Genomic DNA, 23,753 nt, shown 5'->3' on the forward strand with positions numbered 1-23,753 from the left:
GATCCAGTTGTTTGGGTCGGAGGTGCGGGGAAGGTTTAGGTGGAGAGTCTTCTTGTCTTGATAGCGGTGAACGTTTCCCCAGACTCCGCCAGAGCCGCCTCTTGGCCGGTGAATGCTTGCCAGCGCTCAATGGCGACATCGACATAGGCAGGATTCAGTTCGACCCCGAAGCAGATGCGTCCCGTGGTTTCCGCAGCGATCAGGGTGGTGCCGGATCCCATGAAAGGTTCGTAAACCGCCTGACCTGGGCTTGAGTTGTTGAGGATCGGTCGGCGCATGCATTCGACCGGCTTCTGTGTGCCATGCACCGTGTCGGCATCTTGGTCGCGGTTGGCGATCTGCCGCAGGGTGGTCTGCTTGCGGTCGCCGGCCCAATGCCCCTTGCCCTTGGCGCGCACGGCATACCAGCAAGGCTCGTGCTGCCAGTGATAGTCGCCGCGGCTCAGCACCAGCCTCTCCTTGGCCCAGATGATCTGCGAACGGATTGCAAAGCCCGCATTGGTGATGCTGTCGGCGACGGTCGAAGCATGCAGCGCGCCGTGCCAGACATAGGCGACGTCGCCGGGAAACAGGGCCCACGCCTCACGCCAGTCGGTGCGGTCGTCATTCAGGACCTTGCCGGTGCGCCTGGTCTTGGCCGCGCCAGCCTGATTGCGCCAGGACGGATCATACTCGACGCCGTAAGGCGGGTCGGTCACCATAAGGAGCGGTTTCACATCGCCAAGCAGTCGCCCGACTATATCGGCCGATGTGCTGTCGCCGCAGATCAACCGATGCGGACCGAGCTGCCATAGGTCGCCCGGGACTGAGACCGGTGTGACAGGCAGTTCCGGCACATCGTCCTCGCCCTCAACCGGACCGTCCCCGCCCAGCGCCTCCGGATCCCGCAGCAGTGCATCCAGATCGTCGTCGCCGATGCCGAGCAACGTCAGATCGAAATCCTCGGCGAGTAACCCAGCGATCTCGTCTCGAAGTGCGGCGTCGTCCCAGTCGCCAAGTTCGGTCAGCTTGTTGTCGGCGATCCGATAGGCGCGGCGCTCGGCTTCGTCGAGATGGCTGAGGCGGATCACTGGCACCTCGGACAGCCCCAACCTGGTGGCGGCCAGCACCCGGCCATGAGCCGCGATCAGCTCGCCGTCGTCGGCGACCATGCACGGTACCGTCCATCCGAACTTCGCCATGCTGGCTGCGATCTTTGCCACTTGGCTCTCGTCATGCATTTTCGCATTTCGGGCATAGGGGCGCAGGCGCTCGATCGGCCAAGTTTCGATCTGGCTCGGCGCGAAGACGAGGTCCATGGGGCAGGTCTCTGATCTGGGAAAAACGAAAGCGCCCGCGAGGGGTTTCCTCCGGGCGCTATTCTTCGATCATCAAGGGGTAGGTCAATAGGGGCAGGTTTGTCAACGGGAATCATCCAGTGGATTCAATGCGTTCCGCGCTGGGCAGTTTCTGCGGCGTCGTCTTGACCAAGGTGGATTCCGGAAGTGGATTCCCTGGATTCCGCCTGGGAATCCACCTAAATCCGTCGGGATTCTCGTAAGGCTTTGATTTCGAGTCCCTTTTCCGGTCGCGGCCCTCGGGGTGGATTCCAAGTGGATTCCCCGGTGAGGAATCCACCCGCTAGCGAAATGCCGCGCTGCGCCCCCCTGCGTACGTTTGGGGCCGGGGAGGAACCAGAGGAGGGGGCGTGCTCAATCGGCAATTCTACCGTGCGGTCCAGTTGATGCAGCAGAGGACCTCCTATAGCGTTCACGTCACCGAAGGATGAATCAGAAGATAAATCAATCGAGTTTCCAGTTCCGAGGTATCACAGAGGGTGAGATGACTGAACAGGCTCAGGGTGACGACGGCGGTCGAACCTTCACCGTAGCATCTGATGAAATAATAGCTTCGTTGGTCCAGTCCGCGCGTAGAAACCTTGTCGTCGCCGCGCCTGCATTGGGCGAAACTGTTGTTGACGCCCTGATCTCGCGCCTATCAGACCGTCCGCAGTTGTCGATTTCGGTAATCATTGACTCGGATCCAGAAGTTTATCGGCTCGGTTACGGTTCGGACAAAGCTCTGAAACGATTGCACGAAGCCTGCTTGGCAAATGATCTTGCCTTGAGAAAACAGCTTGGCCTGAGGGTTGGGGTTATAGTCGCAGATGATGACTGCATGATTTTTGCGCCGACGCCGCTTCTTATCGAGGCGGGATCGCAATCACCTGAGAAGCCAAATGCACTCGTATTGCGGGGATCTGCCGCATCGCAAATCACAGCGGCGACGTCGGGAGAACGCGAGGACGAAACGCCAACGCAAGAGGTCGGTTTGATGCCCGTTCGCCAGCAGGAGATCGCTCGAACGCTTGCGAGCCTCGCTGATAATCCGCCTCAGCCGTTTGACATAGCCCGTGCCCTCAGGGTCTTTTCATCCAAGGTTCAATACGTGGAGTTTGAGGCTGTTGGCTACAAATTGGATCGAAAGGTCGTTCCATTGCCGGACGAGTTGACGGATGTAAGCGACACAGGCCTCCGGGATCAGATTACCTCGCGGATCCGGTCCCCCCTCAAAGACCTTGGCAAGGTGGGCATCCAAGTCGAACGTGACGGCAAGATGCACGATATCCAAGTTGATAGCCGGTGGCTTGATGTAGAACGCAAACGGATTGAGGACGAGTTTCTCTATACGATTACCGGCTTCGGGAAGGTCATTCTTCAAACGAAGCGCCCCGATTTTGAAGCGGCGGTAGAAATATTTTCAGATACAATTAAAAAATATATTGAGGCTGTCAGGTCAGAAATAGGACAGACACGAGAGGACTTTGTCGAAAGCGTGGTTTCCGAATACGCGCCCCGGTGGAAGGTGCGCGTGCCGAAATTTTATACTGATTTCCAGATAGCTCCGACAGATGAGAATATTGCTGAGGATCTAACCCGTTTAGCGCAGGACTTATTCGACAAATCGATAGATTTTCGAGAGCCAAACATAAGGATCGTGCCGAAGAACATTGCCCCTGAATCCGTTCGAGACGCGGACTTCAAGAAGAAAGTCGAGGCGGCATTTAGAAAGAGGCGGGCACCCGAGGCTTTGATTAAGTCTCTGTTTGAAGATTTCGAAGCCGCGCCCGGAGTGTCGGAAGGGAAAAGGTAAATATCCGGCCATTGCCTCTCAGATTGGTGGCCTAGATCGTCAAGGTGTTGTTGCAGAAAGGCTGCCTGAGGCGAGAGTGCCCCTTTCCCCCTTCAGGTTCAGGCCAGACGGACGACCTCGGCGGTGCCGAGCGCGTTGAAGCGATTGATAAGGGCGACCCGGATGTGGATTTCGGCGGTTTGGCGATCGGGATCCCGCGCGGAGATGCGCTCACCGAAGGCCTTCAGGCATCGCATCTTGGCTTCCACGCGGCTGCGGGCGTGGCATCCGGTCCACCGCTTCCAGAATGCCCTACCATAGTGACGCGTGGCGCGCAGGGTTTCGTTGCGCGCCTTGGCTGCCGGGCAGTCCTCTTTCCAAGCCCGACCGTTCCTTCGGATCGGTATGATTGCCGTGCCGCCGCGTGCGATGACGGCGCCGTGGCAGCGACGGGTATCGTAGGCGCCATCCGCGGTCACGGTGCCGATGTCCTCGTCCTTGGGGATCTGGCCCAACAGGTCCGGTAAGATGGGGCTGTCGCCTTCCCGGCTGGGGGGTGAACTCGACGGCCCGGAGATCCGAGGTGGCGGTGTCCATCGCCAAATGTACCTTGCGCCATTGGCGGCTACCCTGAACGCCATGCTTGCGGGCCTGCCATTCGCCGTCGCCGAGAAACTTTATGCCGGTGCTGTCCACGAGCAGGTTCAGCGGCCCGCCAGCACGGCGATACGGGATCTGCAGCTTCAAGGTCTTCTGTCTACGGCACAGCGTGGAATAGTCCGGAACCGGCCAATCCAGCCCGGCCAGGCGCAGCAGGCTGGCGACCATCCCGGCTGTCTGCCTGAGCGGCAGCTTGAACAGCACCTTTATAGACAAGCAGAACTGAATCGCGGCATTCGAAAAGACCGGCAGGCGCCCCGGGCGCCCCTTATGCGGCGCGTGCCAGGTCATCTCCTTGTCCAGCCAGATCAGCAGCGACCCGCGCTTCCTGAGTGCATCCCTCGCCATTGCGCTCGAACCAATGGCGCATCAATGGCTCGATAGGTGGACCAGTTCGTCGTGCGGTAGCGGGCGGGCTTGGGCTTGCTCATGCCGCCCGTCTAACCGCATGGATTCGTGTTGTGAATCCTTCATGGCGAGAGTTCTGCAACAACGCCGAATGCGCTGCGCGACATAAATGATAAAGGTGAGTCATCTTAATCATTTTGCTATTGTGTAGAAAAGTGATGATGATATCTTACCTTCATCACGAAGGAGAATCGCCATGCGCCTCACCCGTCACGCCCAACTCCGTCGCGCCCAGCGCCGCATTCCCGCTGAAGTGCTGTCTGTCATCTATGACTACGGCTCTTCGACCCATGTTTCTGGTGCTGTCAGCCTGACGCTTGACGCCAGTTCCATTGCTCTCGCAGCCGAGAATGACCGGCGCGCGCGCGCCACGCTGGAGCGGTACCAAGGGTGCTACATCGTCGTTGGCGATGGTGAGAGCGTAGTGACGACTGCACGCCGCCGTCGTCGCCTTCGCCGCTAAAACTCAACTTTCCGGAGACAAAATCTTGGAACAAGACTTTTCCATCGCTGCGGCCATGATGCCCAATATCACTGCCGCCAATGCCAGCGCTCCACTGGACGCGCCTGAGCTCCTTTTGGGGCAGGACGGTGCGATCAAGGTTGTCTATGCGCCGTTTGACCATATCGAATTGGAAGCGAAACTTGTCGTGGTCGGCATCACGCCAGGCAAGACGCAGGCCATCAACGCCCTCAACGCCGCCATCCAAGCGAAGCGCAGGGGCTTGGACCTTCGCGAGAGTCTGGCCGCCGCAAAACTGACCGCCAGTTTTTCCGGCGGCGCAATCCGCAACAATCTCGTGGCGATGCTGGATGCCATTGGCGTCGGCGCACATTTCGGCGTCCGGACGGCTGCTGAGATGTTCCGGCCCGGCGCGAAAGCGGTCCATTTTACCTCGGCCCTGCGCTACCCGGTCTTCGTTGACGGAGAAAACTACAACGGCACGCCGGACATGCTTCGCACCCCAATTCTCAAGAAGCAGATCGACACCTTTCTCGCAGAGGAGGCGCGGGCCCTGCCGAACGCGATCTGGTTGCCGCTCGGTCCCAAGGCCGAAGCTGCCGTGTCGCACCTCGCTGGTCATGGTATTTTGCGTCGTGAACAAATCCTTGCCGGAATGCCCCATCCTAGCGGCGCAAACGCCGAGAGGGTTGCCGTATTCCTCGGGCGCAAACGCTCAGAGGATGCGTCGAAGCAGACCAATCCGACCCTGCTCTTGGCAGCATTTGCCCGTCTGAAAGCTCAGATTTCTGAAATTGAACGGAGTGCCGCATGAGCAAGGCCGGCGAAATTCCCTACACCTGGGAACAGATTGAGATGCAGATCAAGGAAGCCATCAGCTGCCAGGCAAGCATCCTGGAGACATTTGGCCCTTGGTGTGAAGGCCGGCTCGTGGCCGACTACCTTGGCCTTTCCGAGGAACAATTTCGGGATGCCTTCGTAGAAGATGTCACGGAGTTCGACATCCGGCGTCATCAGCTCTATGACATCGTGAGACGTGCTTACGATTACGCCTATCAACTGGATGGTGCTCGCACGGACATGGCCAGCGAATGGCAGGATGTCGATGGCCTGCTTCAGGGGTTCCCTCAAACAGATGCTGCCGGACAGCCGTCCCCGTTCTGCACGCTGAATGATTTCCCGCTTCGGCGCATGCTTGAAACATTCTTCGCTCGGTTCGGTCTCTTTGACTCGGATCGCCAGGAACTTATCGACTATCGACCGACCATCCGAGAGCTTGCGCTCCTTGCGAATATGACCGTTCCGGCTGTGCGCACCTCGCTTAGCAAGGAAGGGTTCAAGCTCGACAAAGTGCAGGCTTCGTCCCGCGGGAATCGAGAGGAAGCCTCGTTCAGGCTGAATACAGAAGACGCCCGGCTTTGGCTTTCGCGCCGCCGGGGTTTTATCCCGCAAAGCGCGGGCGACGGTCTGGAGGGGCGGCAGCCTCTTATTGATCAGCTGCTGGCCGATCGCGCCGTCGCGTTTCCCGATGTGCTCGCGCGCATTCTCGATTTGAAAACAATGGACGCACAACAGGTCGCGCGGGAAAACAGTATTGACGAGGAGTGGCTCTCAGGCCTGATCGCCGGCGAGGCAGTCAATCTCGATCTGGAGGCTTTGCGGCAGCTCGCGCGCGCGCTTGACGTCTCGGAGGCGGAGTTCGTCTCGATAGGGGTGCGACACCTTTTGCGCGCGCAGAGTTAACGGCATTGCCGTGATCAATGAACCCGCCCTTTGATAGAGGGCGGGCCCAGACACGGCTTCTCGCGCCCTAAGGGCGCGGGAACCGACTTTGCGGAATCGCGTCGCCGGCCCATTCTTGTCGGTCGGCTACGTCCAAACGCTCCTCCGCGTGGGGCCTAGGCCGAACCGCTCGCGGTCTGTCATTACAGCTTCCAAACAGTCATCCGAAGGTATGGGTGCACAAAACTTGAGTTTTCGAACAAAGTTGTGGCAAGGACGGGGGTAATGGAGCCATCATCACGGCGAGATGATGTACGACGCGCCCTGGGGTATTGATGACAGCCAAGACCAAGTCCGACAGGTTTCGCCGACTTATATCTCATGGCTTCTTTGCTCCTGAGCTGCCTCCGTGCTTCGTCTCTGACGATCTGGCGCGTTACCGTAAGGCGATATTCGATCGGATATCAGCGCTGCCACAGAACCGTGGAAAGCCAAATTATTACACCTACATTTCTGAACCGATATGGTTCTACTTTCCTAGGTTTGGTCGCGACGACAGACGCCACGGTGTACCTAATCCGATATCGTACTTACTGTTGTCGAAGGTTGTCGCTGATAACTACGTGCAGCTTAGGCGCGTCGCCAAGAAGTCCAAAATCTCGGCCTCGCCGCCCGTTTTTGACTGGAGTGGACCCCGCGCGGTGATGCGCCCCAGCATCGATTTTCGCGATGATTTCAGGATTGACCTGTCTTCACGTCGTGAGGAGTACGCTGCTGCGGATATTCGTGCTTTCTTCCATTCGATTTACACCCATGCAATTCCTTGGGCGATCTACGGGAAGGAGTGGGCTAAGAACGGAGCGAACCGCGGATATGCGCATTTCGGAAACTTGATCGATTTGTTGTCACGAAATCTCCAGGACGGGCAGACTATTGGCCTGCCCGTCGGGCCGGACACCTCCCGACTACTTGCGGAGGTCGTTGCATCGGGGATCGATGAACTACTGCGAGAACGACTCAAGATCAGCGGTCGGGATGCATCAAGGTACATCGATGACTACACGATTAGCGCACCGGATGGACAGGCCGGAGAAAATTTGATCGCGGCCCTTCGTCAGTCGGCCGCGCACTTCGAACTCGAGCTCAATAGCGAAAAATCCGCGGTCGTCTCGACAGCGACGCGCCATGATGTGGGGTGGAAGCAAGCCGTTCGCGGGACAATCCCCAAAGGTGTTCCGAATACACAGTCGATGCAGCACTTTTTTTATGAGGTCGGCCAGCTATGTGAAGCGCATAAATCCATCAATGTCGAAAAGTTTGCATTCGCCAACGCCCGGTCGGCTTTCGTGCTCGCTAACGATTGGCATCGCATCCAGAGCTTGCTGATTAACGCTTATCGACGCAATTCTACTCTTGTCTCATTGCTCGTTGAAATTTTCATTCTGCGCCAAGTCGAGCATGGCGATCTCGATCTAGCTAGCCTGAAGGAGTTTGTTGATCATCGTATTCCCGTTTTAGCTCGAGCGAACCGGACTGGTGAGATCATCTGGCTCCTCTTCCTTACGATCAGGTTGAACGTCACGCTGGCGGAAAACGCAGTGGCACCCCTCTACAGCATGCAGAACGCAATGGTCGCGCTCTTGGTCGCGTTCGCGGCGTCCCGTCAGTTGGTATCCGGCCAAGTTGATTTTTCGGTCTGGAATAGCTCCTGCGATGCAGACGGTCTACGCGGACAAATGTGGCTATATGCCTACGAAGCGCCGGTTCGCGGAATTGCGATCGATATTGATACTGCGTTCATCGAGGAGGATTCCTATTTTTCAGCGCTTCATGCGCGAAAAGTTCGCTTTTTGGACATCGATAATGGCTTCTCATCTATCGCGACGACCCTTCGCGCGCTGCGGGATGACAATAGCCGGATCCGGCGTGTAAGAGCCGATTTCCTCGAAGATTTCGACGTGAACATTGACGAATACGATGACGATGACTTCGATGACGAAGAGTTCGAGGACGACGCTGAGTATTAACAAACTGTTGCCAAAAGGAAAATTTCTCAGCAGGCCGTGTGGAAAAATCTCGACAAGCAGTAAAGAGAAACACTGGACGTGCCGATTCCAGCTCTGGAGGGTAAGTGCCGGGGTAATCATCCCCTTAACCTTGGGGATGATTACCCCGGCGTCTGGCATCTCGTATATTGGCGTGGGGGGGGGCGTCGAATGGATGAAGCTTCCGGACATTTGTCTGGATGTGGGCCAAACTTGGTCGAGAAGGTCATTGGGGATGGCCAAGGCGAGTGCCTTCCCCGATTATCGTTTGAAAGCGATGGTGCCGGGCTACATAAACGCCACATCAACCTACGACTACGGACTTCGCGTTGGATTTGCATGTGAACCCGTGTGATTCCTGCCGTCTGCAAAGGTAAAAATTGCGCTGAAACAGAGGCTTGCGACCCAACCCATTGATTTATATAAGCTTTTGGAATCGCTAGGATTTCGGCTCATAACCTGAAGGTCGTAGGTTCAAATCCTACCCATGAAATCAAAAATACAAAATATATCAAATACTTGAGTCGATGTCATCTCAATGCCACCGGCCTTTCCGCGTCTACATCAACGCCACATCAACACCAGTACAGATAAACCGCAACAACACGCATGAGCCCGCGGTCATCGGCGAACACATGAAACTGCTGATGCTATCGTTCGTCACGACGCGTAGAGGCCTTCGAATTCACACATGATGGATCGATCAATTCTGTTGGGTGGGCGCATCCCGCGCCCTCATGCGCCCGCAGCCAGTAGTGCTTCGGCGAGGTCGAGCGCGTCATCCGGCCAGTAGTCAGCGGGACGCGGGTGACGAATGCCCGGTGCTGCCACTGGACGGCAGGTGAGTACCGCGTTGCGCCATTGCCGTGGTACCGCGTCCCGTCCCTGAGCCGCGCCGAGAAGCGCACCACAAATGGCCGCATTGGTATCCGTATCGCCGCCCCGGGCGACTGTTGCGGGCAATGCCTCAGCCATCGGTGCACCCCGCATCAACCAGAAGAAAGCGTTCTGAAGTGCGGTCAGCACCCAGCCCATCTGGTGCTGATAGTCATCTGGGCAACTGTGGCGAGCAGCAATCAGACGGAAACGAACGGCTTCAGCTCCGCCTCCGTGACCAGCATTGGCATGGGCAGCCGCCCAGATCTCTTCCGCGCCAGCGCCAGCGATACCTGCGGCAATGCCTGCAGCATAGGCCGCATTTGCAGCGCCGCAAACCGGGTGAGGATGCGTCAGCCCGGCGTCCTCTCTAGCGAGGCGCGCCGCCCGTGCCGGATCGCCCGCGGCGAGGATTCCGATCGGGCTTACCCGCATCAGAGCTCCGTTCGCCTGGCTGTCAGAACTGGCGATCCTACCCGCAGACAGTGCGGTAATGCTGTTTGCTGTGGTGCCGCCAATGTCGAAGGGACCGGACGCGCGCCAGGCGACATAGGCTGCACTGACTGACGTGGGATTGAAGCGACCCTCCTTCACAATGGTGCGGGCAAGAGCGAGGGCCATTTCGCTGTCGTCTGTCGGCTGACCAGCAATCAGGTTCCAGGTTCCGCCATCGACCAGCTGAGTGACGCCATGGGGATGACGACGGCCAATCTCTCCTTCACTCAGGAATTCGACGGCTGACCCAAGAGCGTCCCCTGCAAGCTGGCCGAGAAGGCAGCCCTGCGCGCGGGACAAACGCTCTGCCAAGCCAATGCGCGCGGCGGGGCGGGCTGGCTGGCGAGGCACTTTCTTTCCTGCGCCCAGTCCCGCGGCGACAATTCGGTCTACGGCTTCGGCGCGACCTCCGACCACCCCGTCGAAGGACCCAACACGGTAGTCAACAGCCTTTCCGAGTAGGTCTACGAGGGGCAGGCCCGCTCCGATCAGCAGGGCATGGGCCCCGGCGATATCCCAAGCGTCCAGTCCCCCGACGAGGCTGGCACCCACATCGACCTCACTCGCCGCGGCAAGGGCAAGGCGATAGGCCGGGCTGGGGAGAGCACGGATGCGGATACCAGGCAGCTTCTGGTGATTGTGCCGTGCGAAGTCGGCGGCATCTGCGTTCAGCGCAAGGACAGGTGCTGTTGCTGCCGTCGAGGGGGTGCGACGCGGGACAATGCTCCCGTTGCGGGTCAGGACTGAACCTTCGGCCCAAGCAATTAGGTCGCCCCGGTCATCGGGGGCTACGGGCGCAAAGACCACGCCAAGAACAGGCCGGCGGTCGCGCAGCAAAGCGATCGAGATCGCAGAACCGCGGTGCCGCTTCAGGAAGTCCCTGGTGCCGTCGTGGGGATCGACGACCCAGATGTCGCGCGTATCGATCCGGTCCCGGGTAGTTTCCTCACCGTTCCAGCGGCAGGGGTGGAGGCGCTGAAGCTGCGCTTTCAGCAGTTCCTCGACTTCATCGTCGACTGCGGCTTTCGAGCCTTGGCCTCGAGGACCGCCGTCACGATGGAATTCGGCCCGGATAAGGGCACCGGCATTTTCGGCCGCAGCGATCACGCCCGACAGCAGATCGGCCGGGGAGGGGCGTTGCATGGTGTTGGTCATCGTGGTCTCCTATGATGTGTAGGCACCTTTTCTCATGAATACTGCGGGCCTTGCGAAATGCTCGGGATTTTCCGGATTGGGCCAAAATACAGAGGAGAGTGCTCCTGATGTCGGGAAGTGGGAAGGCGGTCGGCTTCTACTGGACACTACCGGTGCCTTGGGTCGGTTTCACTCAGCTGCCGAAAGACGTCGACGATGCCGCCAACTCAAGCCTCACGATCCGCTATCAGCGCGATCTGATCCGGCGATATGCAAAGGATCACAGGCTGGTCTTGGTCCACGAGGCTGCATACCTCGAGATCGAACCCGACAGAGGATCGGAGCATGTCAGGGATGCGTTGCGCAAGGTTGGGCAGGTCTGCCATGCCCATCATGCAGTGCTCCTGATCGTTGATTTCTCGGAAGTCCAGGGCTGGCGCAGCCATCACTCACTTTTGGATTGGGCTCGGTCTGGCGGGGTCGATGTCAGGCTGATCTACCCCGATCCCATCACCATGGAGGGCAAGTCCTTCGACCCGCACCAACACTTCTCGGACTGGCGTCAACGCCAGCAGGAGTGGAGCGACGGCAAGGCTGGGCGAGCCGAGGCGTCTCGCGCGGAGGCTACCCGATTGCGGGGCGCTGGATTGAGTTTTGTAGCCATTTCCAAACACCTCAACGCGAATGGCCTGCCGAGTCTAACCGGCAAGCCTTGGACACCTGACAATCTGCGGAAACTTCTGTCGAAAGAAGCTGACGGTGAATGAGAGGTCTCGCACTAACTGACCGCCCTTGCGGCGCATGCCTAAGCCCGCGGTCGGCGGCGAGGACATGAAACTTCTGATGCTATCGTTCGTCACGGCGCGCATTCGCTTGACGGCTCAAGCGAGCGCAGCAGCCCGCATGAGCGAGCAGCTTGCGCTGAACGAAACGACCCTGGTCAGGTGATCGGCTTCTGCGGCCAGTCCTTTAGTCGGCCGAAGCGCTCGAGCAGGGATTGCCTGAGATTGTCCCGTCCTGAGCCGTGATGCAGATGGCGATGGCAATTCGGGCAGCAGGCAACCGCATTGTCGACGGTGTCGGGACCGCCCTCTGCCAGCGGGCGCACATGGTGTACCTCCAGATACGGTTCGCCGTCGTCGCGCTGGAACGGGGCTTTATCTCCGCAGGTCTCACAGGACCCGGCGGCCTGTTCAAGCACCCATGCGATTACGTTGGGATCCCGGACAAATCGTTCGGATGAACCACTCGCTCGCTTGACATCATTCTGCCCTTCAGGAGGTGTCTTGCCCCTCGCGGATGAACGTCTTGCCTTGCGGCGCGCGTGGGCCACACGCTTGTGGAGTTCTTCCTCATCCGAAGTTGGGGTTTCTGTCCAGACCGACCCGCCGTTGCGTCCCGTGAAGATACCCTCCAGCTGATCCATTGACATGACGGCCGCCTCTGGCGAGCGCACAATCAGCTTCATTCTCTTGCTGTTATTGCCCGTGGAGTTCGACGTGTTCTGAAACGCGGCGGATTGGCGTCCGATTGCAAGGCGCAGCTCATTGAAGTCGCTCACTGCAGCCATTCTGAGTGGCCGCGGGTAGCCCTCTGGCCAGACAACGCGTTCAGATTCAGGCAGCCGTAGCGCCTTCGCGCTAGCGACCTGGATCTCGTGAAGGCGCATCTCATGCTCGGCCATGCGCTGCAGGTGCAGAAGCATTCCATCGATGTAATTCTTATTCCGGCTGGGGTTCGGACCATGGTTTGAGCCGCCCCGAGACTCCACTGTGAGGGCAAATCCGTCCGGCAGCTTCTCGAGCGTGAATTTCGCGTCGAGATCCCGACCTGTATCATCTCTGGTGTTCAGCACATCGTCACTCCGTAACCGCTACAGCCATTGATACGCCAAACAAGTCCGGCGCCAAGACGTTCAGAGGAGTCTGGCGCGGCTAAGTGTATGGAGTAGCTGAACATATATCCGTCTTTAAATTAGTGAGATGTCTCTTCCGACGGGCGCTCCCAGTATGCGAGCAAAGTTTAGAGATCGGTGCGACTGTCCTCGTCGCCGATTTGGAGCTGGAGCTCGTTCGACCGCAGCCACGCTGTCAGGAGGTCGGCGGTGCTGTTCACCTGATCCGGCTTCCGAAGAGCGCATTCCCAAACGGTGGCGATGCGCCACCCGTCTTCCAGAAGCTTTCCAGAAACTGCTTCGTCCCGAGCGACATTCGCCTTGAACTTCGCCTGCCAGAAGTCTTGGCGGGTCGATGGGGTGGTGGTATAGCGGCATCCTTGGTGACGGTGCCAGAAGCAGCCGTTCACGAATACCGCGGCGTGATGTTTCGGCAGGACTAGGTCCGGTCGTCCATAGACCTTATTGGAATGGAGCCGGAAGCGGAAACCGCGCACGTGTAGCGCTCGCCTAAGCGCGAGCTCGGGCTTCGTGTCCTTTCCCCTGATCCCTGCCATCATGCGGGACCGGGTCTGCTGATCCACGATATCTGTCACATGCGTCCTAGTCTTCGCCTCTGAACCTATTATACACCGGGTGGATGAAGATCGTCAGGAGCCTGATTTGCCTTCCACTTTCGGCATTGTTGATCTGTTCGCCGGACCTGGCGGACTTGGCGAGGGGTTTGCTTCACTTGTCCGTGACGGCACGACGCCATTCCGGATCGGCATCTCGGTCGAGAAGGAGGCTTCGGCCCACCAGACACTGACGCTGCGCGCGTTCTTGCGCGAGTACCGGGCGCTTAACGGAGCCCTGCCAAGACAGTTCATCGATTTTCACGCCGGGGATTTGCCCGAACCGGACTGGTCAGAAATCGATGAAGCGGCGTGGCAGCACGCAGTCGAAGAGGCGCGCGCGCTCGAACTGGGCACTGAGGCGGCAGCAACAACGATCGATGCCGCCATCGAAACGCTGAAGAACAAGTACGACGACACGATCCTGATTGGGGGCCCGCCGTGTCAGGCCTATTCCCTCGTGGGACGCGCCCGGTCGAGGGGCAAGGTCGGCTATGTGCCGGAAGAGGATGAACGGCACTATCTTTTCCGCGAGTACATCAGGGTGCTCGACAAACTTCGGCCGGCCGCCTTCGTGATGGAGAACGTCAAGGGTATGCTCTCTTCGACAGTGGAGAGCCGTCTCGTGTTCGAGATGCTGATGGAGGATCTCTCATCGCTCGGCACCGGCCATGGCCATCAGTACGAACTGCGGGCCATCCGCGTCGAAGATGGGCAAGCCAGACTGCAGGACGCTACGCGACCGTCAGACTTCATAGTTCGGGCCGAAGAATTCGGGGTTCCGCAACGGCGTCACCGGGTAATCATCATCGGCATCCGTTCTGATCTGGCGAGCAAGGCAGCAGCTGCCAGCATCGCTGTCTCCAGACCGGCGCGAAGGGTCACTGACGCGATAGGAACGATGCCTTCCTTGCGCAGTGGTATCAGCCGCGGGAAAGACAGTACGGCGGACTGGAAGCGGGAGGTCATCGATGCCGCGAAACTGTTGGCGCGCATCCATCGAAGCAAGGAACGCGAACAACTTTGCGAGGCTTTCAGTTCGGTCGCAAGGCGCATTGAGGGGGAAGGCCCTGACAGTCGGCAGGAGACACGTCTTCCCGAGAGCTACGGCAGTTCAAATGATGAACTGATGGCTTGGCTCGAACGTCCGGAACTTGGCGCGATTGCGCAGCACGAGACACGTGGGCATATGGCGTCGGATCTCGGCCGGTACCTTTTCGCCTCGGTATTCGGGTCCGTCCGAGGCTACAGCCCGAAGGCCACAGACTTCCCCTTCGCGCTAAGTCCTGATCATCGCAACTGGCACAGTGGCGTCTTCAATGACCGTTTCCGGGTTCAGCTGGCGGGTCAAGCAGCAACTACGGTTACGAGTCACATTTCCAAAGACGGCCATTACTTTATCCACCCGGATCCGATGCAGTGCCGAAGTTTGACTGTACGCGAGGCCGCACGCTTGCAGACATTCCCGGATGATTACTTATTCCTCGGCAATCGAACACAGCAATATGTACAGGTTGGAAACGCAGTGCCGCCTTTTTTGGCTCGCCAGATCGCGACGCTTCTACTTGTTTCCCTTGAATAACTCCGACTTCCGATTGGTGAGAGCAGCTCAACCTGCTGACCATTAGTTATTAATTCTGAGTTCCTCTGATTGCGGAGCCTTCTTTCGCGGAAATAGTTAGAACGTCTTCAGCGCCTGCTATTCCTATTATGGCCGGCGAATGCGTCGCGATGAAAATCTGACCAAACTTGCGTGCAGCCAACTCAACCATGCGAACCTGAAGTTCCGGATGAAGATATATGTCCGGCTCATCCAAAACAAGCACACAATTGTCCGAACCTCGCATGAACTGCAGAACCATTTGCATCCACACCTGGAGTCCAAAACCTGACCAGAAAACCTCCCTTGGAATTCGATCTTCAAAAAACATCATCTCCATAGGCTCTCCGTGACCTAAAACCCTTGGACGTTCCAAGGAGATTTCCGGCCATGCCGATGAAACTTCATCAGAAAACTCGCGGAATTCTTCATCGGTTTTTCGGATCAAAATATTGCGCAAATGCCTATGAGCAGTGCGAGTATTCTCGCTGCTGGAAATCGTTTTGTCGGTCAGGTAGTGCTCATTTTCCTCAACTGGACCTAAGGTTGGGACGACCACCAAATTTAAAGGGAATTGACGACGAAAAGCTGACGTCGTCCTTGGAACTGGACCGTTCGAAATGAGGAACGCTCTAATCGGTTGGTCTGGATGAAGTAAGATTACAAATTGCGACCCATTCTTCAATGTTATTCGAACTAAAGCGGGTTCGTCCGAGTAATTCCATGTGATGTTGTCGATAGGAATTTTCAGCGCACTGGTTGGCAACGTGAAGCTAGCGCAGCTTTTTCCCTCGAATTCAGATAGCTCAGGTACTCTTCGGAAGGAAAATTTAAGCACATCATGCGCAACTCTGAGTGCATCAAGAATGCTCGATTTTCCCGCATTGTTTCTACCAGTGAGGATGTTTGTAACCCCGCAATCAATTCGAAAGCTCCTGAATTTCTTGAAGTTCTTTAACTGTATCGAGGCAATGTGATCGTCTATTATCACACTGCCTTTTCGCGTTTTCTTGGGTGTTTTTGCGCGTGGCGACGCAGCCTTGGAGTCGGGTGCCAACTCACCGTGCCGTGACTCTGCGGCTCGTCCGTCAAAATCTGCCGTTACGAATGCCGATTCAGCGTCTAGGCCATCGATTGACCAATCAACCTCTTCGTGATCCCATTTTGTGGCCCCAACTTTGATGAACTTTCCTTGCGACACATCCTTTTGCCTGACTTTGTGATACTCCTCCGCAGAGATTTCGGAATCAAATTCTGACAGAAAAATATCCGAAGAATCTCCCAAGGAAGCTTCGCGTCCTCTGGTAAGCTCTTGATGATCCGGGTTCGATTTCTTGTCATCTTGCATGGATTGGCCCTATCAGGATCTAAGGGAAATTCTGCCTGTGGCGCTATTCATCCAGCAGGGCTGCGTGCAAATTTCTGACTTCAGGTCTCTGCCTTGAGACATAAAGGGCAATCCTGGCCTTGTTCGTCGAACCAAGACTTTTGAACCTGTGACAAGCTCAGGTAATATTGCTTCGCCCCGAATCTTGAGCATTAAGACGCGCTCCGATCACTTTTCCGTACTAATGAGGTTTTATCTCGCTAATGCTTTCATATTGAGAAGGGAAATCCGCAGTCCTGATCTTGCTCCAGGTCTCTAAGCGCTTGGCAACTTCAGAAAACTGTTGACCTGGAGCGATCCGATTGAACTCGGAGTTCACGACAACCGCCCAATCCCAAAGCAGATCCCGCAGACCCATCGAGATACCTTGTCGCACCCAGACTTGTTCGAGGTCGAGCCTTTCTCCAAGCCGGTCCGCGACAACTGCAACGACGTAGGTCGCGATATTCACATACCCTTGACGGAAGATTTCTTTGGCATCCTTCGTCTTGATCATGCTTTCGATGGCCTTGAAAAGGATAACTTTTGCAATCATCGTCCGGTACCAGCGGGCGTCGAGCGGGTTCGGAACGATGTTCGGGTCATCATCGAGTGAGGCCATGAACGCAGCAAAATTCTTTTCTCCGCCTAGCGCTACGTTGTTGGGTCTTCCACGCCAAGCTTCGTGGTATTTCGCGATGTCGTTCTTGGTGAGTTTGCGGCGTGGACCAATCATCTCCTGCAGTTTTCGCCGCTTGGCTGGCGTCGTGCCATCTCTCAACAGCATAACGTTGTAGGCGCCAGCAGCACGCTCGTAGAACCAGCGTGTTGCTCCGTCCGGACACCAAGTGTCGTTTGCGAGTTTTTCAAGTTGGACATGGAACGGTCGGTTCGCGGACAGATCGGACATCTTAACGGCGTTCTGGCTGTTGGCGTAGCGGGAGACGTTACTGATCAGACGCTCACGGGCCTCGTCCTGCGACCCCTTAAGGATGATAACCTTGGCGGGAACCATGACATGGCTCAAATCAATCGTTCGATCATCTCGCGACGCGAAATAGATTGATGAGGTCGTCTGGCCGCCGTTGACGATCTGTAGGCCCTTCATGAAGGAAAGGCCCAGATTTCCATCTTCAGTTCGTTCGAATGCGGCCTCATCGCAAACGAGAACTAGACCGTTGTTGAAAGCCAGGAAATGTTCGGGCTCCTTTCGGAGGGTTTCTACGATTCCTTTGTTCACCGCGCGTTTGGCGCCGAGGAAAGTCCTAACGTTGGCTTCGAGGAGGCGCGTGCCGAAACGTAGGTAGAGATCGCGGATAAGTTGTCCCGGAATTGCCGTCAGAGCGTATTCATAGTCAGCATCGGGATCCGGGACGTGGACGCACGGAAGCGGACGACCGATCGACTGAACGAGGCTAACAGCTAGTTCGTCCCGTGGTTTACCTTCAGTGTGTCTGTAGAGCCGCTCCATATCCATGGCCTCGACAGCCACCATCTTTTGATGGACCTCTTTGTTCGAGAAACGCTTGGTCTTGGTCCGGCCATCGGTAATCACGAATACTCGGAGACGGTCGATTTCACTCCAGCGCGAACGGATGGTAGCAACGAGGTTCCGGACGGGATGTGTGGGGTCTATTTTTGCGTCGAGACCTCCACTCGCTGCTCGAAACAAAAATCGCACACCCTCGCTAGCGGATGCCGCAGCCTCAGAATCTCGAAGATCGTTTAGTTCTTCAGTTCCGAAATAGTGGGTGACAAAAAGGTCCAGAGCTGTCTCGTCCGAACTGAGAGCATATCCAGTGATGCGGAGCTTTGCGTTGCCAACCTTGCCGTTCCAGTGACAAACCGTGGGCTCGTCGCAGATTCCGGTATCGGCCACATGCTCCATTACCTTTTCGGCGAACACGAGCTCTTCTGATGGGAATGGTCCTTCGCCTGCCTCAACGCGCTCAGCAACAGTCGACTGCACATCGGATCGGAAATTTCGATGGAATTCTTCAAGGTTCATGTCAATCCAGTCCAAACTCTTTGATCAGTTCCGGAATTCCCACCGAAGAGATTTCGAGGGCATCAAGGTCGAGCACGTAGGCCGCAGAACGGATAGCGGCAGGTATAGAGTGGCGCGTAAGTCGCGGCAGCTCTCCCTCCGAGAGAAATGCTCTTGCATCCTTTAGTGTCAGCGTGCGGCCGTAAAGCGCTGCGTGCTCGTCGAGATAACCCATCACCATAAGCAGTGCCTCAAACCCACGTTGAACACCCGCCAAGCCAAATCTCTCGCGGAGCTCAGTCACCATCTCCACCAGCGAAATCCCATCCGAGTTTTCTTCAAAGCGCATTGCGCAAAGGAAAAGAGGAGTCCTGTCACTATCCAACTGCTCAATGCTGTTGATCCGCGCAAGGAAGCTGCCGGTACGCACCGTGCTTTTTACTTCTATTGCGCCGCCGCGAACATGGAAATCCTGCGCTGCTCGCAAGGGTCCCTGCCAGCAATCAAGTGCACCTGCTTTGAGGGATGTATCGGTAAGGAGCCTGAGCATCCAAAGCTCACCCAACAGGCCGATTTGCGCGTCGGAAGAGAGAGGACGTTGCGTGCGGGCCATGAAGGTCTGCCACTCTTTGACCCGTTCGAGAAATGCCTCCAACACATCTCGGTAGGAATTTACTGCTACAGCCTCCAAAGTCCTCAAGACATCAACGACCATGATGGCAAAGATCTCCGGCGAACCTTCTGGCCGTCTTACGAGGGCGATAGCCGTTTTCCCTGCGAATACCGCCTGACCTTCGATACATGCGACGTCGAAGCCCTTTCCTTCGGGAAGCCGTGTCGGGTTCACTGGCCACGAGCCAGGAAAGGAGACTATCAAAGCTTCTCGCGCGAGCGGAAAATGACAGCCTGCCTCAACCGAGACTTCGCCTATTCCGGTCAGGTGCACGAACCGCCAGTCTTCGCTTGCTTCCTGACGCGCAAGCGCTCTCCAGGCTCGCGCCAATCCTTCTTCAGTCCACCCACTCATTGAGGCCCCCCCACAACACGCTGTTGGCGATATACCTCGAGTTGGAGACCCTTCTCTCCGAGGTGCTCGACGGAAAACTGATTGCCCACGCCACGACGGGATCGGCATTTTTGAGTTCTTCGACACCGGCCCCATCAGGGTCGAGCAGATAAAGCATCAACAGGCCGCGTTCCCGACGTGCGGGTATACTTTTGTCCGGAACGCCTTCTCCAAGGACGTGACGAATCTGCGGGCCTCTCGGTTCTGAGGGAGGTTCCTTGCCTTCGTTGCGATCCGTGTCGTTGCGCCACGTCTTCTGGCTGAGTTCCAAGGCTGCGTGCCACTCCGCTTCAGTAAGTTCGATTGCCTGATCGCGAGGTGAGATCAGAGTCTTGATCGAATATCTATCCGCATGGTCTGTCGTTCGTTTTCGTTGCAGCATGTTGACCGAGCATCCACCGACCGTGCGGTGCTTGTCGTCAGGGCCATTTTCTTTTCCGATCAGGGCAACGGTCCAACTCGTGAGCTCTTGATCCTCGTTCATCTCCTCGATGAAGTCCGCGATCAGCGGGCTCATGATCCGGAAGCTTGCAGGGTGGGTTCTATACTCCCTCAGAAACGAGATGACGCTTATGGCTGGCACATCCCGCCACAAGTGACCGTTCCACTTTTGACCTTCCGGAACGAACTGCTGATCGTTCAGATTCATCGATGTGCCAAGTGCGCTGACGAAACGATCCGTAGCTCTGAAATTGGCTGTGATGTCGTCTTTGCGGTTAGGAAACACGATGGTCTGTAGAAGATCACCGGAATAGGTAAGCTGCATCGCGCGAGCGTTTCTCATCTTTGCTCGCGAGGTCACGGTCAACACGGAATGCGATTTCACTCGCAGACCGAATTGCTTTGGCGTGGCGCCGGCCGCGACCATGTTGTCAAACTCCTGCCGCAGTTCTTCCGCGGCATCGGCGATGTGTCCGAACCATTCCACCATTTCCTGCGATGTGTATAGGCGGCAGACATCTAGGTAGCCATCGCGGTACCCGAACCATCGCCCCATTTGCATGAGCGTGTCATACATGCGTGCAGTTCGAAGGAAGTAGCTTGTGCAGAGACCCTCGAGCGTCAGACCACGCGCCAGCTTGTCGCCGCCGATGGCAATCACCTTGAGGCCTGTGCCATCATTTTCGGCGTAGTCGAGTGCATCCTTAGCCGTACCGTTGATCTCGCGGACGCGAATGTCGGACAAGACGTCGGGGAGTACGGCACGAATGTCCATCCATGAAAAGTCCTCGAGGGTTTCGCCCTCGACGAGGGAGCAACGGACACCCTGCATCCCTGGCAGAAAGGTCTCTTGATACTCCTTGCGCATGGACGCCTCGAGGTCCGCAAGCTCGATGCCGCGGGTGTAGCGGCCCTTCAGGTCCCGCACGTACTCTGCGACCTGGTTGACGACGGCGTTCTGTACCGAGGTGAAGCGGGTCACGTGGATTAGCATCGAGCAGTGTTTGTTGCCTTGTCCACGCAGCTTCCGTACTGCACAGGCATAGATGAATGATCGAATTGCCTCGGCCAGCGAATCCGGCACACGATCCTCGCCTTTCCAACGGGGCTGGTGTCCGTTTCTGTGTGGTTTGATCTCTGGCGATGTCGTCGTCTTGCTCGGCATCCATGGCTGGAACTCATCCTCCATCAATGGGCGCACGAGTGGTAGTTCGTCAGGCGTGCTGGAAGCTGATCCGAAGACGCGACCAGGTCCGACATAATTCGATGGCGCTGCGAGGTTGGTGATGAAGGCTGCCGGGAACAGGTCCGGTCCGTGCTCTTGGGTCTCCCCGCGGTCATGAATGAAGATATTTGCGAAAGGCGTAGCCGTATAGCCTACATAGGCTTTCCGCGAGAAGTGGTGGAGGATCGACCGGATCAGTCTATTGATCGTCTTCGGCTGATGCTCGAGATCCGGCGTGCCGAACTCGTCCACGACGTCTTCTCCAGTATCGACCGATCCGTGATCCGACTCGTCGTCGATAACGAGCAGCGGTAGATTGGTAACTATTTTTCGTCCGGTTTCGGGGTCGACATGATTAGCGACGCGGTTGCGTATCCAGTGCAGCAGGCGCTCGAGGACGGTTTTGTTCTTTTTGACCACGAACAACCAGGGACGCTGTTCCGGACTGATGTTCATCTTGGCCGCAACCGCAGTGTTGAAGTCGCCCTTGTCGCTTCGATTTGTTGCAGCGTTGGGGCGTACCGACACGTCCTTGTCGATCAGCCCCACCCCTACAGCGGGAAGCTCGTCGGCATCAGCGATAGTAGCAAAGCCGAGGAATCCCTCGTCGAGACGGATCTGAGTCTGGGCTCTCAGGTTGTTGTGCAGGCCGGCCAGCACGATGATGATCTTGTAACCAGCGTCGGCTGCCTTGCAGATCAGTCCGGTATAGTTGCCCGTCTTTCCCGATTGAACATGACCCACGACCAGTCCGCGACGATCCCATGCGCCTTCTCGGTTCGGGTCTTCGAGCTGAGAAAGGACTTCGTCAGTGGCGACGTCGAGGGCGTCGAGGGCCGTCCACGGGATACGCGCTTCCATGTATTCCGAATAGCGCTGCCAATAGGTCCAGCCCTTCTTCCTTTCTGCATCAAGCCAGGCGACATGGTCCTCACCGCTCGACAGGGTGGCGTTCTTGCCCACTGTACGGCTTGAACGACGGATCAGTTCATCGACGAGCGCGTCCCGATCAACAAGAGCGAAGTCGTCCTCCATCATGATCGAAAGCTTGGTCAGCTCCTTCTCGATCATTTCCGGCGTGACAGGACTCTGAGCGCGTTCCGCGGCGAGGCGGAGCATGTTCTGAGCCATGGAAAGGATTGAATCGAAGGCCTTCTGATTTGAAATCGTCATTGGATGTCTTTCACTTCGAGGGCTGCAACCAGATCAAGGTGCCGGTCGAATGGGGGTGTGCGACCGAGCCGCTCGCGCGCCTCGGTAGGGCTGAGGCCGCGGAACTTCACCAGTGCTTCAAACATCGAAGACAGCGTCTCCATCACTTCGTTGGCGGCCGCGCCGGCGAAACCAGTTCTCGGCGTCTCCTTGTCTTCTGCCGTGTCCAGCCAGATGCGCTGCACGGGAACTGTCTCCTCGATCAGCCTAAGAAGAGCGAGGATGTCGGGCTTGAGTGGACCGGCGCGGTCGAGGATCGAGGCGACAAGATCATGGTCACGAGCGATCCGGTAAGACGTCCCTTGTGCCGACCGCCGCACCTGCCAGGCTTCCGCGACCGCGTTCGAGCGCGTGCCTGGGACAGGGGTGACGTGTCCCCGGTGTGCAAAAACCCGCCGCGCAGTGTCGCGTGTTTCTGTTGCGAGACGATGAAGCTGGGATCGCAGGCGCACTGGGGGGCTGGCCGTCGACTTCAGGACATTGATCTTCCAATCGGCATCCGCGCTGTTCGGTATGTCGAGCCGGATACGGGCGAGCCTGTGGGCTTCATCGCGCGGCCATGGCTTGCCACCATCTCCGAGGCCAAGCCATCCTCCAGCGAGAAGGAGACGCTTGTTGCGGTAGACGTAGAAGCCCTCCTGCTGCGTCCATCCTCCGGGCCCCGCTGCCGCTTCCTGTTCCGCAGGCTTGAGCATGTCGCGATGCGGAAGGACGTGGCATTGCACGGTCACACCGGTGGTGTGGAGGATCCGATATTCGGGGCTTTCGAGCGCCTTGCCGGGATGACCGATGAGGTACGGATCCCATGGACTCAATCCTCTGCCATTGAGAGCAATGCGCAACATGGGCTGTTGCCCCTCGATAAGGCGATGAAAGGTCATCTCAAGATGCGCCTCCACGCGATCCGCGAGCTCGATCATGTCGGTGGCCGCGAAGCCATCGGTCACGATACGGTCCAGCTTCTCCCAGAGAACGACGGTGCCATGGGCCATCTGGTCCAATGGCTCAAGCAGATGCTCTGATCCCGGAGCCGGGCCCTCGAAGAGCGGCCACTCGGCGCCTGGTTCCTGACCAATAAGATCGAGGTCCCAGCGCAAGCAAACGACCGGTCCACCTTCCTTCCGACTGGCGACGGTCAGGCGACGAGCTTGAGAGAAGCTGGCCGTCTTCAGGCCCAACCCGAAGCGCCCAAGGTCAGTGGCGGCGCGTTCAGCCCTCGGATCGCGAGCACCAAGACGCATGCCGGCCTCCAGAGCCGCGTCGTTCATGCCGTCGCCGTCATCAACGATTCTCACCCAACTCTCTGGACCGGCCCACTCAAGTTGAACGGCGACGTCGTGCGCATTTGCAGCGATGGAATTATCGACCAGATCGGCAACTGCGGTGGGAGGCGCGTAGCCGAGACCACGAAGGGACTCGAGCATCGACCCGGCA

16 protein-coding genes and 1 pseudogene are annotated in these 23,753 nt (G+C 57.4%); 7 read left to right on the forward strand and 10 right to left on the reverse strand.

What is annotated here, in order from left to right; translation table 11 throughout:
• Positions 1-35 precede the first annotated feature (35 nt).
• The gene (locus N3C64_RS08530; RefSeq protein ID WP_260013933.1) at positions 36-1,298 is read right to left on the reverse strand and encodes a site-specific DNA-methyltransferase; all 1,263 of its coding nucleotides are present in this window, start codon (positions 1,296-1,298) and stop codon (positions 36-38) included.
• A gap of 523 nt (positions 1,299-1,821) precedes the next feature.
• On the opposite strand from N3C64_RS08530, the gene N3C64_RS08535 reads away from it, so the two are divergent.
• Positions 1,822-3,132 carry a hypothetical protein gene (locus N3C64_RS08535; protein ID WP_260013934.1) on the forward strand — a complete coding sequence of 437 codons (1,311 nt, stop codon included), beginning with the start codon at positions 1,822-1,824 and terminating at the stop codon, positions 3,130-3,132.
• Between the two features lie 98 nt (positions 3,133-3,230).
• On the opposite strand, the pseudogene N3C64_RS08540 reads toward N3C64_RS08535, so the two are convergent.
• Positions 3,231-4,202: pseudogene (locus N3C64_RS08540) on the reverse strand (IS5 family transposase).
• Between the two features lie 230 nt (positions 4,203-4,432).
• On the opposite strand from N3C64_RS08540, the gene N3C64_RS08545 reads away from it, so the two are divergent.
• From N3C64_RS08545 to N3C64_RS08560, 4 genes are all read left to right on the forward strand, one after another.
• On the forward strand, positions 4,433-4,642 hold the full coding sequence (locus N3C64_RS08545) for a hypothetical protein (protein WP_260013935.1): 210 nt from the start codon (positions 4,433-4,435) through the stop codon (positions 4,640-4,642).
• Positions 4,643-4,667: 25 nt separating this feature from the next.
• The gene (locus N3C64_RS08550; RefSeq protein ID WP_260013937.1) at positions 4,668-5,456 is read left to right on the forward strand and encodes a hypothetical protein; all 789 of its coding nucleotides are present in this window, start codon (positions 4,668-4,670) and stop codon (positions 5,454-5,456) included.
• Entirely contained in the window at positions 5,453-6,385 is a 933-nt protein-coding gene (locus tag N3C64_RS08555) for a ribbon-helix-helix domain-containing protein (protein ID WP_260013938.1), read from the forward strand. Before N3C64_RS08550 ends, N3C64_RS08555 begins: the two co-directional genes overlap by 4 nt.
• 314 nt (positions 6,386-6,699) lie before the next feature.
• Entirely contained in the window at positions 6,700-8,391 is a 1,692-nt protein-coding gene (locus N3C64_RS08560; protein ID WP_260013939.1) for an RNA-directed DNA polymerase, read from the forward strand.
• Positions 8,392-9,144: 753 nt separating this feature from the next.
• Here N3C64_RS08560 and N3C64_RS08565 read toward each other — a convergent pair.
• On the reverse strand, positions 9,145-10,935 hold the full coding sequence (locus N3C64_RS08565; RefSeq protein ID WP_260013940.1) for an inositol monophosphatase family protein: 1,791 nt from the start codon (positions 10,933-10,935) through the stop codon (positions 9,145-9,147).
• Between the two features lie 107 nt (positions 10,936-11,042).
• On the opposite strand from N3C64_RS08565, the gene N3C64_RS08570 reads away from it, so the two are divergent.
• Positions 11,043-11,681 (forward strand): recombinase family protein, encoded by a 639-nt coding sequence (locus N3C64_RS08570; RefSeq protein WP_260013941.1) that lies wholly within the window; start codon positions 11,043-11,045, stop codon positions 11,679-11,681.
• A 173-nt stretch (positions 11,682-11,854) separates the two neighbouring features.
• Here N3C64_RS08570 and N3C64_RS08575 read toward each other — a convergent pair whose 3' ends face one another.
• A complete protein-coding gene (locus N3C64_RS08575) occupies positions 11,855-12,769 on the reverse strand; it encodes an HNH endonuclease (RefSeq protein ID WP_260013942.1) in 915 nt (304 codons plus the stop codon).
• A 167-nt stretch (positions 12,770-12,936) separates the two neighbouring features.
• Complete coding sequence (locus tag N3C64_RS08580) at positions 12,937-13,404, reverse strand: very short patch repair endonuclease (protein WP_260013943.1); 468 nt, start codon at positions 13,402-13,404, stop codon at positions 12,937-12,939.
• Positions 13,405-13,471: 67 nt separating this feature from the next.
• Between N3C64_RS08580 and N3C64_RS08585 the strand changes: the two genes are divergently transcribed.
• Entirely contained in the window at positions 13,472-15,004 is a 1,533-nt protein-coding gene (locus N3C64_RS08585; RefSeq protein ID WP_260014198.1) for a DNA cytosine methyltransferase, read from the forward strand.
• A 49-nt stretch (positions 15,005-15,053) separates the two neighbouring features.
• On the opposite strand, the gene N3C64_RS15250 is transcribed toward N3C64_RS08585, so the two are convergent.
• The 5 genes from N3C64_RS15250 to N3C64_RS08615 form a co-directional block, all read right to left on the reverse strand.
• Positions 15,054-16,370, reverse strand: coding sequence for an ATP-dependent nuclease (locus tag N3C64_RS15250; protein WP_311201873.1), 1,317 nt, complete (start codon positions 16,368-16,370; stop codon positions 15,054-15,056).
• A 220-nt stretch (positions 16,371-16,590) separates the two neighbouring features.
• Positions 16,591-18,396 carry an AIPR family protein gene (locus N3C64_RS08600; protein WP_260013944.1) on the reverse strand — a complete coding sequence of 602 codons (1,806 nt, stop codon included), beginning with the start codon at positions 18,394-18,396 and terminating at the stop codon, positions 16,591-16,593.
• A 1-nt stretch (position 18,397) separates the two neighbouring features.
• Positions 18,398-19,402, reverse strand: coding sequence for a PD-(D/E)XK motif protein (locus N3C64_RS08605; protein ID WP_260013945.1), 1,005 nt, complete (start codon positions 19,400-19,402; stop codon positions 18,398-18,400).
• A complete protein-coding gene (locus N3C64_RS08610) occupies positions 19,386-22,280 on the reverse strand; it encodes a Z1 domain-containing protein (RefSeq protein ID WP_260013946.1) in 2,895 nt (964 codons plus the stop codon). The genes N3C64_RS08605 and N3C64_RS08610 overlap by 17 nt, the downstream gene beginning before the upstream one ends.
• A complete protein-coding gene (locus N3C64_RS08615) occupies positions 22,277-23,743 on the reverse strand; it encodes an ATP-binding protein (RefSeq protein ID WP_260013947.1) in 1,467 nt (488 codons plus the stop codon). Before N3C64_RS08615 ends, N3C64_RS08610 begins: the two co-directional genes overlap by 4 nt.
• Positions 23,744-23,753: the final 10 nt, after the last annotated feature.

It is taken from the genome of Sedimentimonas flavescens, from assembly GCF_025154035.1.
Taxonomy (GTDB): domain Bacteria; phylum Pseudomonadota; class Alphaproteobacteria; order Rhodobacterales; family Rhodobacteraceae; genus Rhodobacter; species Rhodobacter flavescens.

Excerpts from the sequence above, each read along its gene's own strand:
- N3C64_RS08610 (WP_260013946.1), bottom strand. The coding sequence starts at position 22,280 with ATGACGATTTCAAATCAGAAGGCCTTCGATTCAATCCTTTCCATGGCT.
- N3C64_RS08530 (WP_260013933.1), bottom strand. The coding sequence starts at position 1,298 with ATGGACCTCGTCTTCGCGCCGAGCCAGATCGAAACTTGGCCGATCGAG.
- N3C64_RS08600 (WP_260013944.1), bottom strand. The coding sequence starts at position 18,396 with ATGAACCTTGAAGAATTCCATCGAAATTTCCGATCCGATGTGCAGTCG.
- N3C64_RS08570 (WP_260013941.1), top strand. The coding sequence starts at position 11,043 with ATGTCGGGAAGTGGGAAGGCGGTCGGCTTCTACTGGACACTACCGGTG.
- N3C64_RS08560 (WP_260013939.1), top strand. The coding sequence starts at position 6,700 with ATGACAGCCAAGACCAAGTCCGACAGGTTTCGCCGACTTATATCTCAT.
- N3C64_RS08605 (WP_260013945.1), bottom strand. The coding sequence starts at position 19,402 with ATGAGTGGGTGGACTGAAGAAGGATTGGCGCGAGCCTGGAGAGCGCTT.
- N3C64_RS08555 (WP_260013938.1), top strand. The coding sequence starts at position 5,453 with ATGAGCAAGGCCGGCGAAATTCCCTACACCTGGGAACAGATTGAGATG.
- N3C64_RS08565 (WP_260013940.1), bottom strand. The coding sequence starts at position 10,935 with ATGACCAACACCATGCAACGCCCCTCCCCGGCCGATCTGCTGTCGGGC.
- N3C64_RS08615 (WP_260013947.1), bottom strand. The coding sequence starts at position 23,743 with ATGCTCGAGTCCCTTCGTGGTCTCGGCTACGCGCCTCCCACCGCAGTT.
- N3C64_RS08535 (WP_260013934.1), top strand. The coding sequence starts at position 1,822 with ATGACTGAACAGGCTCAGGGTGACGACGGCGGTCGAACCTTCACCGTA.
- N3C64_RS15250 (WP_311201873.1), bottom strand. The coding sequence starts at position 16,370 with ATGCAAGATGACAAGAAATCGAACCCGGATCATCAAGAGCTTACCAGA.